Here is a 16,951-nt window from a genome sequence, read left to right on the forward strand (position 1 = left end):
ACATCCCGGCCCGTCCTGGCCACACTGCAAGCGAACTCCTGGTATCTCGCATGCAGCCCTTCCTGATGATTGCCGCGGCGCACTTTCTCGCGCTGCTGTCTCCTGGTCCCGATTTCTTTCTGGTCGCGCGCACCGCGCTGGCATCGAACTGGCGCATCGCCAGCGGTGCCTGTCTGGGCATTGCCCTGGCCAATGGCGTTTTCATTGTTGCGGCGTTCGCGGGCACGGCCGTGCTGGCGCCGGGCAGCGCGCTGTTTGTCACGCTGCAGCTTGCGGGCTGCGGCTATCTGCTCTATCTCGGTGCGCTGTTCATCCGCCATGCGGGCGCGACGCCCCTGCAGCAGACGCCAGGCCAGCAGGGGGCAGGGCAGACGGCATCGGCCGCGCGCCTGTGGGGGCGCGCCGCGGTCATGGGCTTTGTTTCGGGAATCCTCAATCCCAAGAACGCGCTGTTCTATGCGAGCCTTGCGGCCATGCTCACCGGCCCGTATGCGAGCGCGGGCTGGAAAGCGTTCTATGGCGCCTGGATGTTCGCCATGGTGCTGCTGTGGGACCTGCTGGTCGCGACGCTGATCGGCAACCAGGCCGTGCTGCGGCGCTTCGCGCGCGCGCTGCCCTGGCTGGAGCGCATTTCGGGCGCGCTGCTGATTGCGCTGGCGCTGGGCGTGCTGGCAGCGCTGTGGCTGGGCTGAAGTGTTTGCACCAAATGGAGGCAGACAGGCATGGCTTTTGCATGACTGCACTATTCTTGGACGTATCTTCGGCCCACCCTCGCCATGACCACTCTTTTGTTTCTGTATTCAGCCGACACCACGCACTTCTGGGCCCAGCCCTGGCTGGACGGGCTTGCCGCGTATGGCAGTGTGGTGCAAGCCGAACCTCTTGTGGACGGGCTCAAGGAGCGCATCGCCGGCAGTCTGCCTTGCCAGGTGCTGGTCGCCATGCCTGCCCGGCAGCTGAGCGCGGCGCTGGACGAGTGGCCTGACGGCCCGCCCTGTGCGATCAGCCTGATAGGCCCTGCGCCCGATCGCTCCATGCTGCAACGCCTGCAGGCCCAGGGACTTGCGGGCTGGTGGCCCCAGGCCATCGCGTCGCAGGATCTCGCGCCCGGCCTGGAGCTCGAGCGATTGAACTGGGAGGAGCTCCGGGCCTTGCGCCTGGCGCTGGCCGGCGCGCAAGGCCAGTTGGCCGATCGCAAATGGCTGGAGCGCGCCAAGGGCATCGTTGCCGATGCGCGCGGCACCAGCGAAGACGAAGCCTTCACTTTCCTGCGCAATGCCGCGATGCACGCCAGCCTCAAGCTGTCCGATATCTCGCGCTCGGTGGTCGAGACCGCGTTCTGGGCCGAATCGCTGAACCAGGCAGGCCAGCTGCGCATGCTGTCGCAGCGCATCGTGCGCCTGGCCGCGCAGTCGCTGCTGGGCGTGGACCGCCATCGCGCCCGCAGTCTGAAGAAGGCCTCGATCGAAAGCGTGCAGGCCAGGCTGCACTTCCTGCAGACCGTGCCGCATACCCATGCGCTGACGCCGGCGGTGCAGGCCGCGCTGACGCTGGTGGTGCAGTCCTGGCACCAGATGGAACTGGTGCTGGCCGAGAAAACCGGGCTCGAGATGCTGCGCCAGCTCGACAGGCAGGCCGAGCAGTTGCTAGGGCATGCCGAGGCGCTGGTGCAGGCGCTGGAGAACGCCTCGGGCCGGCGCGCGCTGACGGTGATCAATCTCTGCGGGCGCCAGCGCATGCTGGTGCAGCGCCTGGGCAAGACCGCCCTGCTGGGCGAATTGCTGCAGGAGCCGTCGCTGCACGCCATGCAGGCGGAAATGCGCTCGGAGCTCGAAGTCGCGCTGCTGAAGATGGAGATGACGCCGCTGTCCAGTCCGGAAATCATGATGAGCCTGCGCGAGTCGCGCCGCGCCTGGCTGCATCTGCAGGCCGGGCTCAAGGAACTGGATTCGGTGGAGAACAAGACGGCGCTGTGCCGCTGCTGCGACAGCCTGCATGACAACTTCGATCAGCTGACGATGCTCTATGAGAAGAGCCTGCAACTGCTGATGTCGTGAAGCCTGGGCAAAGCGCGCACGATTCTTGCTCAGTGAGTGCATGCAGTCCACACCGCAATGCCGCGGGCCGGGCTGCAGGAAAACAACGACGTCTACGTCTGGCCCTGCCGCGCAAGCGGCGCGCGCCAGCGTAGGCGTTTTCTTTTGCACGGAGAATATTCGATGGCGGGATTTCGCAGCTTTTTGCAAGCCGGGCATGCACCAACCTTGGGCGCGGCCTTCTTCTACTTCGCCTGCTCTTGCGGCATCTGGGTCATCAACGGCGCGATGGCACCGTTCATCAGCGAGAGCTTCAATCTGACGCCCGCGCAAAAGGGGCTGATGCTGTCGATCCCCATCGTTGCCGGCTCGCTGATGCGCTTTCCGCTGGGACTGCTGGCCCAGTACATAGGGCGCAAGAACGCGACGCTGGTCGAGATGGTGGGCATTGCCCTGGCCATGCTCTACGGCTACTTCGCCGTCGACTCGTTCAACGACCTGCTGGCCATGGGCGTGCTGCTGGGCATCGCGGGCGCGAGCTTCGGCGTCGCGCTGTCGCTGGGCTCGGGCTCGTTCCCGCCGCGCTACAAGGGCCTGGCCATGGGCCTGGTGGGCGCGGGCAACATAGGCACGGCCGTGGCCGCGCTGCTGGCGCCGCCGCTGGCCCAGGCCTATGGCTGGCAGACGGTCTACGGCTTCGCGGCGCTGGGCATTCTGCTGCCCATGGCGGTGATGATTGTCTTTGCGCGCGAGCCCGAGGACCGCGCCGAGCACGCCACCATGCGCGAGCACGCGGCCTGCCTGTTCGAGAAGGACGGCTGGGCGTTCAGCCTGATCTACGCCGTGACTTTCGGCGGCTTCATCGGCCTGGCGACCTTCCTGCCCAGCTACTTCTACGACCAGTTCGGCGTGAGCAAGGTCGAGGCCGGGCAGCTGACGATGCTGGCGGCGTTCATGGGCGCGATGACACGCATCTTCGGCGGCTGGCTGTCGGACCATTGGGGCGGCATCAACACGCTCACCGCCGTGCTGGTGGTGATCTGCGCGAGCCTGCTGCTGTGCGGCCTGAGCAGCGCCTCGCTGCCGCTGACCATGCTGTCGTTCCTGGTGTGCTTTGCGGCGCTGGGCGCGGGCAATGGCGCGCTGTTCCAGCTGGTGCCGCTGCGCTGGCCCACGACCACGGCCGTGGCCGGCTCGATGATAGGCGAAATCGGCGCGCTTGGCGGCGGCCTGATTCCGGCCAGCATGGGCTTGTCGCAGCAGTACACCGGCAGCTACTTCTCGGGCTTTGCGCTGTTTGCATTCTTCGCGCTGGTGATGCTGGTGATGCTGCGCTTCATGCAGATCCGCTGGACGCGCACCTGGGCGGAAAAGGGCGGGCGCGCGCGCGTTGCCGCCTGATGTTCGCCGCTCTCAGCGCGGCAGGAACAGTATCCAGTAGATCAGCGCGGCGTTCAGCACGGCGCTGAACGCCAGCGCCGCCTTCCAGGCAAATGCCGGATCGCGCGCCGCCAGCGGGCTGCCGGTCGCCGGCGGCAAAGGCCGGGCCGCGCCGCGCTCCAGCGCCAGCAGCAGTTCCTCGGCGGTCTCGAAGCGCTGGGCTGCTGTGCGCGCCACGGCCTTGAGAACGATGGCGTCCAGCCAGATCGGCACCTGCGGGTTGTGCCGGCTCGGCGCCACCGGGTCGCGCCAGTAGCGCCCGCGCTGGTAGGCAATGACTTCGCCGTAGGGCAGTCGGCCACCCGTGAGCAGCTGATAGAGCGTCACGCCCAGCGCGAACAGATCGGTGCCGGCATCGGCGGGCAGCGGCGGGTCGTCCCATTGCTCGGGATTGACATAGCTGGCCGTGCCCGCGTGCAGCGTGCGCACGGCCTCGGGCTCGCGCCCGGTCAGCGCCACGCCCAGGTCAAGCAGGCGCAGCTGGCCGTCACGGCCGTAATGCAGATTGGCCGGCTTCACATCGCGGTGTATCACGCCCTGGCGGTGCAGTCCGCCGAGCACGCGCGCGGCCTGCTGGGCAATCGCCAGCACCTGCGCCACATTGGGCCTGTGCTTTTGCTCTATCCACTGCGCCAGCGTCTCGCCGTCCAGCCACTCATACAGCAGATAGAAGGCCGAAGGCTCGGCGACCAGCGGCGCGTGCAGCCGCACCAGATGCTGGGCCGTGGGCCCGGTCTGCAGATGGCGCGCGACCCAGGCTTCGTGCGCCAGCGCCGCCCATTCGTGGCGGTCATGCGCGCGCTGCGGGTGCAGGGTCTTGAGCGCGAACTGCTGGCCGCTGGCTGCATGCAGCACGCGGTAGACGCGGTAGATGCCGCTGTCGGCCGCCAGGCCCTCGACGCGCAGGCCGTCAACGACTGCGCCGGGTTTGAGCAGCGGCAATGCGGGCAGGGCCTGGGCGCGGCGCGTGGTGTCCTCGAGCGTGGCATCGTTGACGCCCAGCACGCGCACCACCACGGCGCTGAGGTTGTCGCGGCTGCCCTGGCGCTCGGCGGCCTCGGCCAGGCGCTCGGCCAGCGCCTGGGCCGGGTCTTCTGCCGCCCACTGCGCGATCTGCCGCGGGCGGATGTCGTTGTGGATGCCGTCGGACAGCAGCACGAAGATGTCGCCGGCCAGCACCTCGCCCTGGCGGTAATCGATGGTCACGCGGTCTTCCAGGCCTATGGCGCGCGTGAGTCTGTGGGCGAAGTCGACGCCGCCCATCACATGGTCTTCGGTCAGCTGCTCGATCTGCCCCTGGCGCAGCAGATAGGCGCGCGTATCGCCCACATGCGCCAGCGTATAGCTCTGGCCGCGCAGCACCAGCGCCGTCAGCGTGGTCAGTCCATAGGCGGGCTGGCGCCGCCGATTGACGCCGTAGAGCCAGGCGTTCTGCGCGCCGATGATGCGGTCCAGCGCCACCGTCGGCTCCCAGGTGGCTGGCGTGCAGAAGAAGTCATTGGCCAGACTCGTCACCGTGGTCTGCGCGGCTTCGCGCCCCCAGCCGCCGGCGCTCACGCCATCGGCCACGGCAGCCAGCATGCCGGCGCCGTCGCCCGGCATCTGCACCGCGGCAAAGTCTTCGTTCACCGCTGCGCGTCCGGGGCGCGAGACCCATCCAATGTCGAGTTCAAAAGGCATGGGAGTGATTGTGACCAGGAAAACGCGTGGCGGGGCGTGCCCGAAACGGTGCGTGGTGCGCGTGGCTTGCACTGCATTGATGCATGCGGGTGCGTGTTCTTGTGCACTTCGCCTATCTCGATGGCAGGCCGTCCATCCTTCGACAATCTCAGGCCGAACGGAATCCCGGCAGCGGCTTCCACTTCTTCTCCCCGTTCGTGGTGAGCCTGCCTCGCCGGCCGCGTCTAAGGATGAACGGCCTGCCCTAGAAAAGCAAGCAAGTACCTCCTGGCACAAAACCTGCTTGACCCATCCCGACGATGCGGGGTAGCGATGCCCTCGTCACCCAGGACAAAGGCGTCCGCAACTTTTCCAGTGCACTCCGTGCCTGTATCCGTTGCGGGCGCCTTTTTTTTCGAACCGGAGCACAGCGCTCCACCACCGTCGAAGGAAGTCGCATGCCCCACGCGACCGATAAAAAACCGATGAAGTTGTTGATTGCCGGCAATGGCATGGTGGGCCACCGCTATGTCGAAGCCCTGATCGAACGCCATCCCGACCTGCCCGCGGCCGGCCTCGAAGTCACCGTGCTTGGGGAGGAGCCGCGCCCGGCCTACGACCGCGTGCACCTGTCAGACTTCTTCAGCGGCCGCGGCGCCGACGATCTGTCGCTGGTGCCGGCGGGCTTCTACGACCGCCCCGGCCTCACGCTGCGGCTCAACGCGCGCGTCGCCTCGATAGAGCGCCGCAACCACACGCTGCAGCTCGCCGATGGAGAGGAGCTGGCCTATGACAAGCTGGTGCTGGCCACGGGCTCGTCGCCTTTCGTTCCGGGCGTTCCCGGCCGCGACCGGCCGCATTGCTTTGTCTACCGCACCATCGAAGACCTCGAAGGCATGCTGGCCTCGGGCGCCAAGTCCAAGAGCGGCGTGGTGGTGGGCGGTGGCCTGCTGGGCCTGGAATGCGCCAAGGCGCTGCGCGACATGGGCCTGCAGACCCATGTGGTGGAGTTCGCGCCGCGGCTGATGATGGTCCAGGTCGACGAAGGCGGCGGGCGCGTGCTGCGCACCAAGATCGAGGCGCTGGGCGTGCAGGTGCACACCAGCCGCAACACGGTGGAGATCACCGACGGCGCGACGGCGCGCCACCGCATGGTGTTTGCCGACGGCAGCTACCTCGAGACCGACATGATCGTGTTCTCGGCCGGCATTCGCCCGCGCGACGAACTCGCGCGCCAGAGTCTGCTGGCGCTGGGCCCGCGCGGCGGCATCGTCGTCGACGACCACTGCCGCACCAGCGACCACGACATCTACGCGATTGGCGAATGCGCGGCCTGGCAGGAGCAGGTGTTCGGCCTGGTCGCGCCGGGCTACGACATGGCGCGCGTCGCCGCCGGCCATCTGGCCGGTGACGTGGACGCGGCGTTTCGCGGCGCCGACATGAGCACCAAGCTCAAGCTGATGGGCGTGGACGTGGCGAGCATCGGCGACGCGCTGGGCCGGGCGCCGGGCTGCCGCAACTTCAGCTACACCGACGAACTGCTGCAGGTCTACAAGAAGATCGTCGTCAGCGAGGACGGCAAGCGCCTGCTGGGCGCGGTGCTGGTGGGCGATGCGTCGGAATACGGCACGCTGCTGCAGATGGCGCTCAACGCCATGCCCCTGCCCGCATCGCCCGGCCTGCTGATACTGCCGGCCACCGATGGCGCGGCCAAGCCCGGCCTGGGCGTGGACGCGCTGCCCGACGCCGCCGTGCTGTGCTCGTGCAACAACGTCAGCAAGGGCCAGCTGTGCGCGGCGATCGCGGGCGGAGTGCAGAACATTGGCGATCTTAAAGCCTGCACCAAGGCCGGGACGTCCTGCGGCGGCTGCGTGCCCCTGGTCACCCAGGTGCTCAAGGCCGAACTCAAGCGCCAGGGCGTGGCCGTGAACAACCACCTGTGCGAGCATTTCCCGTACTCGCGCCAGGAGCTCTACCACCTGGTGCGCGTAGGCGAAATCCGCACCTTCGCGCAGCTGCTGGCCCAGCACGGCAAGGGCCAGGGCTGCGACATCTGCAAGCCCACGGCCGCGAACATCCTGGCGAGCTGCTGGAACGACTTCGTTCTTGACCGCAACGGCGCGCCGCTGCAGGACAGCAACGACTACTTCCTGGGCAATATCCAGAAGGACGGCACCTATTCCATCGTGCCGCGCGTGGCCGCGGGCGAGATCACGCCCGACCAGCTGATCGTCATCGGCCAGGTCGCCAAGCACTACGGCCTCTACACCAAGATCACCGGCGGCCAGCGCATCGACATGTTCGGCGCCCAGGTGCACGAGCTGCCGCTGATCTGGCGCGAACTCGTGGACGCGGGCTTCGAGTCGGGCCATGCCTACGGCAAGTCGCTGCGCACCGTCAAGAGCTGCGTGGGCTCGACCTGGTGCCGCTACGGCGTGGACGACAGCGTGGGCCTGGCAATCGAGCTCGAGAACCGCTACAAGGGCCTGCGCTCGCCGCACAAGATCAAGTTCGGCGTCTCCGGCTGCACGCGCGAATGCGCCGAGGCCCAGGGCAAGGACGTGGGCATCATCGCCACCGACAAGGGCTGGAACCTCTATGTCTGCGGCAACGGCGGCATGAAGCCGCGCCATGCCGAGCTGATCGCCTCCGACCTGTCCAAGGAGATGCTGATCCGCTACATCGACCGTTTCCTGATGTTCTACATCCGCACCGCCGATCGCCTGCAGCGCACCAGCACCTGGCGCGACAACCTCGAAGGCGGGCTGGCCTATCTCAAGGAAGTCGTCATAGCCGACAGCCTGGGCCTGGCCGACGAACTCGAGGCGCAGATGGCGCATGTGGTCGGCACCTACGCCTGCGAATGGAAGAAAGCCGTCGATGACCCGGCCGTCGTGCGCCGCCTGCGCACCTTCGTCAACAGCGACGCGGGCGACGCCAACGTGGTCTTCGTGCAGGAGCGCGGCCAGATCCGCCCCGCGACCGACATCGAGAAACGCAGCGGCCTCAAAGGCATTCCCCTGGTCGAAGAAGCCATTGCCTAGAACTATTCGGAGAACGCCCCATGAACGCACTAGCCCACGCCAGCGAACTCGCCCCGGAACTTGATTCCGGCTGGCACCGCATCTGCGCGGTGGAAGACATCTGGCCCGACACCGGCGTCTGCGCGCTGATCGGCAGCACCCAGATCGCCATCTTCCGCCTCGCCAACGGCAGCCTCTACGCCCTCGACAACCACGACCCGCACAGCGGCGCCAACGTGCTCTCGCGCGGCATCGTCGGCGACCTGGGCGGCGAGCCCGTGGTCGCCTCGCCCATCTACAAGCACCATTACCAGCTGCGCTCGGGCGCCTGCGTCGAAGCGCCCGAGACGCGGCTGCGCACCTATCCGGTGGCCGTGAAGGAAGAGGTGGTCTGGGTGCAGGCCTGAGCCTTGGGGCCAGGGCACAACCGTGCTTAAATGTGAAAACACCCCTCCAGGCGTTTGGGCGCTTGGGGGGCACCTTTCGATCGACCAAGCACTCCGGTTCGCGAGCCTTAGTTTCCAAAGTGCAAGCGGGCCGGATTCAGCTGAACTTCTGCCGGCGGCTTGCATGAGTAAACTTGTCCAGAATATCCCGCATCGTCGCGCTTATCCCGTCGGTTCGCGGCATGCCTAGCTTCAGGCTGCACAAGATGCTTTGCTGAGTTTCCATGCCTCTCGTTGTACTTCTCTGCGGTTTACTCGTAGTCGCCACGACTGTCCTGCACTATGAGGTTTTGCGATTGGTGAACGCCTGGCTGCCATCGTTGCGAATACCGCAGAGAGCAAGGCTTGTAATGGTCATCCTGGCAACCTTTGTCGCACACGTCATCGAAATGGCGATGTATGGCGCTGCGCTTTATGGACTGGTTGCCTGGGGGGACGTGGGCTTTCTACATGGGAGCCCCGAGTTCTCACTGATGGCATGTATGTACTTTTCCGCGGAAACGTACACCTCTTTGGGATTCGGCGATTTGACTCCTGTGGGCCCGATCAGATTAATGGCGGCAGTAGAGGCGCTGAATGGTCTTCTTCTGATAGGTTGGTCGGCGTCATTTACCTACATCTCCATGGAGAGGTTCTGGCCCGATGCCCCGCCGCGCTGACCCAGTCACTGCAGTTGATAGGTCAAGCAGCCACCGGCGGTGATCTCGAAACTCCCCAGGCTCCACGTCCGCTTCTCTGCAGTCGCTCTGACGGTATGGTTGCCCACCGGCAGGCGCAGGGTAATGCCGCCTGCATCGCCGCAACTGGGCTTGCCGCTGGTGAAGTACTGCGTCAGCGTGCCCACGTTGCGATTGTCCACCACGACACTGATAGGCCCGGTTTCCGCCCTGTCAGTCCAAATCACCACTTGGCCAGTAGTAGCTGTACCGGAGCCAGTCGCGCTCGAATTGTTTCCGTTGTTGTTGCCGGATACCGGAGGATCATAGTCCGTGATGACGAATGTTCCTTCGTGCCAGCCATTGGTGCCCGAGCTGAGGCCGGTCTCCGAGCGCTAGGTTCCTGCATTTGCCGATGTGAATTTCAAGGTGTCGTTTGCCCATCCATTGGCATACACCAGCTTCACAGTGGCCGTGTTTCCATTCAAGGCATACGACCAAGAAGTGGTGGGGAGGGTATGCAATCCTTCACCCAAAACCGTTTTTGCATCGATTGTTTTCCCTGGTTGCCAACTTTGGCTGCGAGCCTGTCGGGATCATCTGCACCGACATGCGCGCTCGCGCCCGACAGTTAATTCTTATAGACGACAGGCTGTCGTAGATGTAGTCCTCAATTAAAGCTGAGTGATCCTGCGATCCCTGTTGGCCGTCACGGCAGATAGCTGGGTACTCAGCAGCACCTCCTTCAGCCCTGCCGGGAAAAGCGCCGGCCCATCCACCAAATCTAGCTCTGCGAGATCAAACCAGCGCGCCGTGCAAGGTGCTCCGCTGTCCTCGAGGAATTCAATGACCTCCAGGCCCGCAAAGGCATCGGCATCGAACTGCACTGCGCCAATGAACAGCACTTCATGACCGGTTGTGCCATGGTGGGTGTAGATGTTTTCCATCACGAGGGGCGGCCCGGTCACTTCGATGGCTACGCCCAGTTCTTCCTTGAACTCGCGCGCCAGCGCGGTTTGCCAGGCTTCACCAAATTCCACGCTGCCGCCCAGCGGGCGCACGCCCTTGAGTTGGCCGTGGTCATCGAAGACTTCGGCGGCAAGCAGCTTGGCGTTTCGCCAGTGCAGTCCAATGGCTTTGACCTTGATGTGTTGCGGCGGTCTCCAGGAAGTCATAGCGGCGTTTTCTCGTATCGGTTTTCAATAGGGTGCGCATTGTCGTGCATGGGAGCGGCGCTGGCGAGGTGGGCATCGATCAATGGCGCCACGTCATGCGCCAGCGCATGGCCCAGATCGTGGTCGCCGCCCGCGAAGACATGCAGGGTGGCTTGCGGCAGCAGCGCGGCCAGGCGCTGGCCGACAGCGACCGGGCTGATGGGGTCGGCGTCGCCCCACAGCAGCAGGGCCGGTGCTTTGATTTCGGCCAGTGCGGCCGTCAGGTCCAGCCTGGAGTCGATGAACCAGCGCGGAAGTTCGGGATTTGCCGCGCAAAAGGCCGGGCGCCAGTCCTGGGCGCCGAGATCGCTGATGTCCATTCCGCCCGAGGTGACCGTCAGCACCAGATGCGTGACCCATTGCGGGCGCCGGCTTGCGGCCAGCAGCGCGATGGCGCCGCCCATGGACTGCGCGATCAGGGCCGTGGGCTGGTCGATTTGGGCAATGACCCGTTCGGCAAGGTCTTCGATGCCGTGGACGGCGGGGTCGGGCGGTGTGTCGCCAAAGCCGGGCCAGCCTGGATGCACATGGGCCGCGGGGTGGCGCAGCCGCTGCGCCGCGGGTTTCCAGAAGTCGGTGTTGCCCGAAGCGCCGGGCAGGAAAAGCAGTTGGGAAGGAAAAGGCATGCGGGATTGCACCTGGCTGCGCCATGGAGGAGGAGGCGCAACAGCTTATCCGATGCAAGGCCGGGCGCGGCTTGCGCCTGGCACTTGCATGTTGTTCCTGAGATCTTTGGCGAAATTCCGCGGTCAGCGTGCGCGCGCCGTGCCGAAGCCGAAAAAGGACGCCGCGGTCTGGGTTTCCGGCAAGACGTAGATCACCCCGGGCTTCTTTCCCAAGACCGGCGCGACATTGCGGTCATAGAAGTGCTGGGGCACGTTGACGCAGCCGTAAGATATGCGGTTGTCGGCCACGGTGGCACTGGCCAGGCGCTGCAGCCGGCGATCGGCGGCGTTGGCGGTGCGCACGCGGTGCAGCGAAACGGCCGCGTCGTAGTCGATCCAGACAATGTCCTCGCCCTGCAGGTTGTTTCCCGGCTCGGAGACAAAGCGGCCCGCGGGGGTGGTGCGCTCATGGGGCGCGATGGCGGACATCGGGCGCTCGCCTATGCCTGGCACCGAGTGGTCGCCACGCGCCAGGCCCAGCAGCACGGCCGAAGACGCCTGCAGCACGCCGGCCGCGTTGAACACATGCACCCGCGCGGCGCGCTTGTCGACCAGCAGATACGGCAGGCCCTGGTTGTCTTTCGAGCTGCTTATCCATTGCGCCACCTGCTGCGCTTCGCTGCTCAGTGGGGCGGCTGCGGCGGCCGCAGCGCGCTGGCCTGCGTGGGCGAATGGCGCTGCGCCAAGGCATAGCGCCAAAGCCATGGCGACGCCGGCGCCGCAGCGCGCAAGGAGGCGGGGCAAGCGAGGCATTGCGCGCGGGCCGGCCATGCGCGCAAACAGCATTGAAAACAGCATTACGTGCAGACTTTAAAAAACTGGGGAGCCAACGGAAAACGGCCATTTCCGTGGAAATGGCCGCTCAGAATGCCAAGGACATCCTGCTTTGGGTCAGCTCACCTTAACGGTAGACATGCTCACCACGATTTTGCTTCCATTCATTTTCCAGGTAGGTCGCATCTTCTTCGTTCTTGGTGCGCATGCCCATCAGAATGCCGCCGTCCTTGATGCCTTGCTCGTAGTGCTTGACACGCTCTTCCGGAATGTTCCAGCCGATCAGCGCGCCAATCACGCCGCCACTGGCAGCGCCAGCGCCGGCACCGGCAATGGCTGCGGCCAGAGGGCCGGCCACGACCAGGCCGATGCCAGGCAGCACCAGGGTGGTGCCGACAGCCGCGACGGCCGCGACAATCGCGCCCAGCGTGCCGCCAATGGCGCCGCCTATGCCGGCGCCTTCGGCGGCCTTGTTGCCGAGTTCGGTTTCAATGGCGGCCACGTTGGCGAAATGGCGGGTGCGCGTTTCGTCCGACATCACCAGGTTCACGTCGTCCTTGGAGTAGCCGCGGGCCGAGGCTGCGTTGTAGGCGGCTTCGGCGCTGTCACGGTCGCGAAACAGGCCGGTGACCAGGGTGCCCGAAGGAGTGGTGGTGGTGCCGGTGTGCAGGGTGGTATTGTTGTTGTCGATCATGTGAAGTCCTTTGGGGTCAGTGATGGGGTGAAATCTGGAAAGCGCTCAGATGCCGCTCAGTTGCGGTCTGCGCGGGCGGCGCGGCGTGGGGCCGTGCTGTCCATGGTGCTGCGGGGAGCGGGGGCTTGCGCGCGGTTGGCGGCGTCGCGTGCCTGATCGGCAGCCGTGGGGTCGGTGCGCACCACCGTGCCGGTGTCGGAGCGTTGAATGGCCTTCTGGTTGGCCTCGTTGGCGGTCTGCGGTGTCACGCCAATGGCCGCGGGCGTCTGGTTGGTGTTGACGGTGCTGTTGTTGGTCGTCTGCGCAAAAGCGCCGGTGGAGGCCACTGCCAATGTCAGTGCCGCGCCGCCCAGTGAAAGTGTCTTGATGGTGTTCTTGAACATGGTTTTTTCTCTTTTGCCTGGTTGGGAAACGGAGGAAGAGCTTTCTGCCTGTTCGGCAGAGGCCTGTTTCCTGAAATACCGGCTGGTATAACGGACCGCCTTCGATCGGAGCCTCAGTGTGAACGCGGCGCGACCGCCAGGATAGAAATAAGCGCCCGTATGCGTGTAGGCGATGGCGCCGAGCAAAAATGCAGTGGGCCAGCGCGCCTTGCGTCTCCATGGAGCCCAGGGCAACAAATCCTGTCCAGGCCTTCACCGATCCCTGAAAGTCACCGACCAGCGCAGCGCACGCGTGGGCTCGACGCAGTGCTGCCAGCCCCAGCGCGCCTCGTGCGCCATCACATAGACGGAGCGCGGCTGCACCGCCAGTTCGACGACCTGGCGCGGCAGCTGCGGCTGGTAGGGATAGGGGCGAAACCGCAGCGTCGCCTCGCTCCCCAGCGACACCCCATAGATCCCCGCGAAGTCCGGCACATCGCGGTGCCAGCCCAGCGGCGTGCCGGGCGCGTACTCGGCCACCAGCGCATGCACCAGGCTTTCGGGCGCAACGCCGCGCCAGGCGGCCACGCGGTCGCGCAAGGGCAGCAGCCGTGCGTCCAGCGCCTGCGCGGGCTTGAGTTCATGGGTGTCGAAGTCATACGAGCCGCCGAAGCTCACCACGCGCCGGCGCGCAAAGTACTGCTTGTATTTGGCCGCGTGCAGCGGCAGGCTGCGGATGATGGCGATCAAGGCCTGCTCCTCGTCGCGGCTGAGGAATTCGGGCTGGTAGACCAGGCCTGGAATCGAGGCCTGGACTTCTTCATTGCCAAACAGGCTGCATTGGTTCATGGGGGGCTCGCTATTTGAAATTCCGGCTCTCCGTGCGCAGCCGGCCCAGCAGATGCGACAGGTCGGCCATGCGCTCGGCAATCAGATTGCAGACCATGCCTTCGCGCTGCCAGCGGCCCTCGACGGCCAGCAGGCGCGCGCCGAGCAGCACCTGGCGCTGGGCTTCGCGCACGTCGCGCCAGACGATGACCTGGGTCACGCCGTGCTCGTCTTCCAGCGTCACGAAGATCGTTCCCTTGGCCGTGGGCGGCTGCTGGCGCAGCGTCACGATGCCCGCGGTGCGCACGCGCCGGCCGTCGGGAATGCGCCGCAGCTGCTGCGAGGTCTTGAGCTTGTACTGGTCGAGCTTAGAGCGCAGCAGCAGCATGGGGTGGCTGCGCAATGTCAGCCCCGTGGACGCGTAGTCCCACAGCACTTCCTCGCCTTCGGGCGCCTCGGGCAGTTCGAGCTGGGCTTCGTCTATGGTGGCTTCTTCGAGCAGCGCGGGCGCGGCGTGCAGCGCCGCGGCGTCCCAGACCTGCTGGCGGCGGTGGCCCGAGAGCGTGGCCAGCGCGCCGGCCGCGGCCAGGGCCTTCATTTCATGCAGCTCCAGGCCGCAGCGCTGTGCCAGTTCGGGCGCGCTGTCGAAAGGCGCGCGGCCGCGCTCCTGCTCTATGCGCGCCGCGCTGCTGCCGCGCAGGCTGGCGATCAGGCGCAGGCCCAGGCGCACGGCGGGCCGGTGCTCGATATCTTCGAGCGTGCAGTCAAAGGCGCTGTGCATCACGTCGACGGGCCGCACCTCGACGCCATGGCGGCGCGCGTCCTGCGTGAGCTGGCTGGCCGAGTAAAAGCCCATGGGCTGGCTGTTGAGCAGCGCCGCAAGAAAGGCCGCGGGCTCGTGGCGCTTGATCCAGCTCGACGCATAGACCAGCAGCGCGAAGCTGGCCGCATGGCTTTCGGGAAAGCCGTATTCGGAAAAGCCCTTGATCTGCTCGAAGATCTGTTCGGCAAAGGCGGCCTCGTAGCCGCGATCGGTCATGCCGCCGACCAGCTTGTCGTGGTATTTTTCCAGCCCGCCCTTGCGCTTCCAGGCAGCCATGGCGCGGCGCAGGCCGTCGGCTTCGCCGGGCGTGAAGCCCGCGGCAATCATCGCGATCTGCATCACCTGCTCCTGGAAAACGGGCACGCCCATGGTGCGGCCCAGCGCTGCTTTCAGGTCGTCGTTGGGATAGGTCACGGGTTCCAGGCCCTGGCGCCGGCGCAGATAGGGATGCACCATGCCGCCCTGGATGGGGCCGGGGCGCACGATGGCGACTTCTACCACCAGGTCGTAGAACTCGCGCGGCTGCAGGCGCGGCAGCATGCTCATCTGCGCGCGGCTTTCTATCTGGAACACGCCTATGGTGTCGGCGCGGCAGATCATGTCGTAGGTCTTGGGATCTTCGGCGGGAATGTCCTGCATGCTGAAGTCATAGCCGCGGCGCCGGCTGATGAAGTCGAGCGCGCGGCGGATCGCCGACAGCATGCCCAGCGCCAGCACATCGACCTTGAGCAGGCCCGCCGCGTCGAGGTCGTCCTTGTCCCATTCGATCACCGTGCGCTCGGCCATGGACGCGTTTTCCACCGGCACCATGCGGCACAGCAGTCCGCGCGTGAGCACGAAGCCGCCGGTGTGCTGCGACAGGTGGCGTGGAAAGCCAATCAGCTGCTCGGTCAGCGTGATCAGCTGCTGCACGGCCAGCGTGTCGGTGGCCATGCCCAGCTCCTCGAAGCGTTCGAGGCGTATGCTGCTGCCGTCAAACCATTGCTGGCCCTTGGCAATCGCGTCCAGCGTGGCCAGCTCGAAGCCCAGCGCCTTGCCCACGTCGCGCACGGCCGAGCGCGGGCGGTAGGAGATCACGGTGGCGGTGAGCGCGGCGCGGTCGCGACCGTATTTGGTGTAGAGGTACTGGATGACCTCCTCGCGCCGCTGGTGCTCGAAGTCGATGTCGATGTCGGGCGGCTCGTTGCGCTCGCGCGAGATGAAGCGCTCGAACAGCACGGCGGTGCGATCCGGGTCGACCTCGGTCACGCCCAGGCAGTAGCAGACCGCGGAGTTCGCCGCCGAGCCCCGGCCCTGGCACAGGATATTGCGCGAGCGCGCAAACACCACGATGTCGTAGACCGTGAGGAAGTAGGGCTCGTATTTGAGCTCGCAGATCAGCGCCAGCTCGCGCTCTATCTGCTCCTGCACTTTCTCGGGAATGCCTTGCGGCCAGCGCCGGCCCGCGCCTTCGTAGGTCGCCTGGCGCAGGTAGCTCTCGGGCGTATGCCCCGCGGGAACGACTTCATCGGGGTACTGGTAGCGCAGCTCGTCGAGGCTGAAGCTGCAGCGCGCGACGATCTGCAGCGTCTGCTCCAGCAGATCGGCGGGAAAGGTCTGGGCCAGGCGCAGCCGGCTGCGCAGATGGCGCTCGGCACTGCGCAGCAGCGCGTAGCCGCATACGGTGAGCGGCTGGCCCAGGCGCGTGGCGGTGAGCACGTCCTGCAGCGGCTTGCGCGAGCGCACATGCATGTGGGCGTCGCCCACGGCGACCAGCGGCAGCGCGGTGAGCGCCGACAGCGTGCGCATGCGGTGCAGCCACAGCTCGTCGTCGATGCGCCGCACCAGGTCCACGCCTATCCAGCCTCGGCCCGTGAAATGCGTGAGCGTCCAGCGGCCCATGGCTTCGAGCTGGGCGTCGCTGGCCGCGCGCTCGGGGCACAGCAGCACCAGGCAGTCTTCGAGTTCGGCTCCGCGTATGCCGTCGAGATCGAGAAAGTAGGTGCCTTTTTCCGATCCGCGGCGCAGCTTGGTGATGAACTGGCACAGGTTGCCGTAGCCATTGAGGTTCTGCGCCAGCAGCACCAGCGTGAACGCCGCCTCGTCGGCATTGCGCGGCTGCACGCAGAACTGCGCGCCCAGCAGCAGCGCCATGCCATGCGCCTTGGCCGCGACATGGGCGCGCACCACGCCGGCGAGCGAGCATTCGTCGGTGAGGGCGATGGCGCTGTAGCCCAGCGCCTTGGCGCGCGCGACCAGCTCTTCGGGCTGGCTTGCGCCGCGCAAGAACGTGAAATTGGAGATGCAGCGCAGCTCGGCATACGCGGGCAGGAGGTGGTCCATGGCAAGCGC

The 16,951-nt window shown here is 66.1% G+C and carries 15 protein-coding genes; 6 read left to right on the plus strand and 9 right to left on the minus strand.

The genetic code is table 11. From position 1 onward, the window contains the following. The first annotated feature begins 50 nt into the window (after positions 1 to 50). The 3 genes from ACSVDO_RS22405 to ACSVDO_RS22415 all read left to right on the plus strand — a co-directional run bounded on the left by ACSVDO_RS22405 (position 51) and on the right by ACSVDO_RS22415 (position 3,437). Positions 51 to 692 (plus strand): LysE family translocator, encoded by a 642-nt coding sequence (locus tag ACSVDO_RS22405; RefSeq protein WP_489597287.1) that lies wholly within the window; start codon positions 51 to 53, stop codon positions 690 to 692. Positions 693 to 776: 84 nt separating this feature from the next. Continuing rightward, positions 777 to 2,057 (plus strand): type IV pili methyl-accepting chemotaxis transducer N-terminal domain-containing protein, encoded by a 1,281-nt coding sequence (locus ACSVDO_RS22410; protein WP_489597289.1) that lies wholly within the window; start codon positions 777 to 779, stop codon positions 2,055 to 2,057. Positions 2,058 to 2,219: 162 nt separating this feature from the next. Further along, complete coding sequence (locus ACSVDO_RS22415) at positions 2,220 to 3,437, plus strand: MFS transporter (RefSeq protein WP_332536406.1); 1,218 nt, start codon at positions 2,220 to 2,222, stop codon at positions 3,435 to 3,437. Positions 3,438 to 3,449: 12 nt separating this feature from the next. Here ACSVDO_RS22415 and ACSVDO_RS22420 read toward each other — a convergent pair whose 3' ends face one another. After that, the gene (locus tag ACSVDO_RS22420) at positions 3,450 to 5,156 is read right to left on the minus strand and encodes a bifunctional protein-serine/threonine kinase/phosphatase (protein WP_489597291.1); all 1,707 of its coding nucleotides are present in this window, start codon (positions 5,154 to 5,156) and stop codon (positions 3,450 to 3,452) included. 464 nt (positions 5,157 to 5,620) lie between these two features. Between ACSVDO_RS22420 and nirB the strand changes: the two genes are divergently transcribed. The 3 genes from nirB to ACSVDO_RS22435 all read left to right on the plus strand — a co-directional run bounded on the left by nirB (position 5,621) and on the right by ACSVDO_RS22435 (position 9,263). Continuing rightward, complete coding sequence (nirB, locus tag ACSVDO_RS22425) at positions 5,621 to 8,179, plus strand: nitrite reductase large subunit NirB (RefSeq protein ID WP_489597293.1); 2,559 nt, start codon at positions 5,621 to 5,623, stop codon at positions 8,177 to 8,179. A 20-nt stretch (positions 8,180 to 8,199) separates the two neighbouring features. Next, complete coding sequence (gene nirD / locus ACSVDO_RS22430) at positions 8,200 to 8,565, plus strand: nitrite reductase small subunit NirD (protein WP_489597294.1); 366 nt, start codon at positions 8,200 to 8,202, stop codon at positions 8,563 to 8,565. A 389-nt stretch (positions 8,566 to 8,954) separates the two neighbouring features. Next, positions 8,955 to 9,263 (plus strand): ion channel, encoded by a 309-nt coding sequence (locus tag ACSVDO_RS22435; protein ID WP_489597296.1) that lies wholly within the window; start codon positions 8,955 to 8,957, stop codon positions 9,261 to 9,263. A 5-nt stretch (positions 9,264 to 9,268) separates the two neighbouring features. On the opposite strand, the gene ACSVDO_RS22440 is transcribed toward ACSVDO_RS22435, so the two are convergent. The 8 genes from ACSVDO_RS22440 to ACSVDO_RS22475 form a co-directional block, all read right to left on the minus strand. Next, on the minus strand, positions 9,269 to 9,463 hold the full coding sequence (locus tag ACSVDO_RS22440; RefSeq protein WP_489597298.1) for a hypothetical protein: 195 nt from the start codon (positions 9,461 to 9,463) through the stop codon (positions 9,269 to 9,271). A gap of 471 nt (positions 9,464 to 9,934) precedes the next feature. Further along, on the minus strand, positions 9,935 to 10,435 hold the full coding sequence (locus ACSVDO_RS22445; RefSeq protein WP_489597299.1) for an NUDIX hydrolase: 501 nt from the start codon (positions 10,433 to 10,435) through the stop codon (positions 9,935 to 9,937). Continuing rightward, on the minus strand, positions 10,432 to 11,100 hold the full coding sequence (locus ACSVDO_RS22450; RefSeq protein ID WP_489597301.1) for an alpha/beta fold hydrolase: 669 nt from the start codon (positions 11,098 to 11,100) through the stop codon (positions 10,432 to 10,434). Before ACSVDO_RS22450 ends, ACSVDO_RS22445 begins: the two co-directional genes overlap by 4 nt. Before the next feature lie 123 nt (positions 11,101 to 11,223). Beyond that, complete coding sequence (locus ACSVDO_RS22455) at positions 11,224 to 11,883, minus strand: L,D-transpeptidase (protein ID WP_489597303.1); 660 nt, start codon at positions 11,881 to 11,883, stop codon at positions 11,224 to 11,226. Between the two features lie 157 nt (positions 11,884 to 12,040). Then, positions 12,041 to 12,607: a hypothetical protein gene (locus ACSVDO_RS22460; RefSeq protein ID WP_332538071.1), complete on the minus strand. Its 567-nt coding sequence runs from the start codon at positions 12,605 to 12,607 to the stop codon at positions 12,041 to 12,043. A 56-nt stretch (positions 12,608 to 12,663) separates the two neighbouring features. After that, positions 12,664 to 12,990: a hypothetical protein gene (locus ACSVDO_RS22465; RefSeq protein WP_332538070.1), complete on the minus strand. Its 327-nt coding sequence runs from the start codon at positions 12,988 to 12,990 to the stop codon at positions 12,664 to 12,666. A 252-nt stretch (positions 12,991 to 13,242) separates the two neighbouring features. Beyond that, entirely contained in the window at positions 13,243 to 13,818 is a 576-nt protein-coding gene (locus ACSVDO_RS22470; RefSeq protein ID WP_489597305.1) for an alpha-ketoglutarate-dependent dioxygenase AlkB, read from the minus strand. A 10-nt stretch (positions 13,819 to 13,828) separates the two neighbouring features. After that, on the minus strand, positions 13,829 to 16,942 hold the full coding sequence (locus ACSVDO_RS22475; RefSeq protein ID WP_489597307.1) for an error-prone DNA polymerase: 3,114 nt from the start codon (positions 16,940 to 16,942) through the stop codon (positions 13,829 to 13,831). Between the last annotated feature and the right edge of the window lie 9 nt (positions 16,943 to 16,951).

The organism is Comamonas sp. DB36 (genome assembly GCF_057914905.1).

Bases quoted from the DNA above. Each gene is read 5' to 3' on its own strand.
- ACSVDO_RS22465 (WP_332538070.1), bottom strand. From the start codon at position 12,990: ATGTTCAAGAACACCATCAAGACACTTTCACTGGGCGGCGCGGCACTG.
- ACSVDO_RS22475 (WP_489597307.1), bottom strand. From the start codon at position 16,942: ATGGACCACCTCCTGCCCGCGTATGCCGAGCTGCGCTGCATCTCCAAT.
- ACSVDO_RS22410 (WP_489597289.1), top strand. From the start codon at position 777: ATGACCACTCTTTTGTTTCTGTATTCAGCCGACACCACGCACTTCTGG.
- ACSVDO_RS22420 (WP_489597291.1), bottom strand. From the start codon at position 5,156: ATGCCTTTTGAACTCGACATTGGATGGGTCTCGCGCCCCGGACGCGCA.
- nirD (WP_489597294.1), top strand. From the start codon at position 8,200: ATGAACGCACTAGCCCACGCCAGCGAACTCGCCCCGGAACTTGATTCC.
- ACSVDO_RS22460 (WP_332538071.1), bottom strand. From the start codon at position 12,607: ATGATCGACAACAACAATACCACCCTGCACACCGGCACCACCACCACT.
- nirB (WP_489597293.1), top strand. From the start codon at position 5,621: ATGAAGTTGTTGATTGCCGGCAATGGCATGGTGGGCCACCGCTATGTC.
- ACSVDO_RS22405 (WP_489597287.1), top strand. From the start codon at position 51: ATGCAGCCCTTCCTGATGATTGCCGCGGCGCACTTTCTCGCGCTGCTG.
- ACSVDO_RS22435 (WP_489597296.1), top strand. From the start codon at position 8,955: ATGGTCATCCTGGCAACCTTTGTCGCACACGTCATCGAAATGGCGATG.
- ACSVDO_RS22470 (WP_489597305.1), bottom strand. From the start codon at position 13,818: ATGAACCAATGCAGCCTGTTTGGCAATGAAGAAGTCCAGGCCTCGATT.
- ACSVDO_RS22415 (WP_332536406.1), top strand. From the start codon at position 2,220: ATGGCGGGATTTCGCAGCTTTTTGCAAGCCGGGCATGCACCAACCTTG.
- ACSVDO_RS22450 (WP_489597301.1), bottom strand. From the start codon at position 11,100: ATGCCTTTTCCTTCCCAACTGCTTTTCCTGCCCGGCGCTTCGGGCAAC.
- ACSVDO_RS22445 (WP_489597299.1), bottom strand. From the start codon at position 10,435: ATGACTTCCTGGAGACCGCCGCAACACATCAAGGTCAAAGCCATTGGA.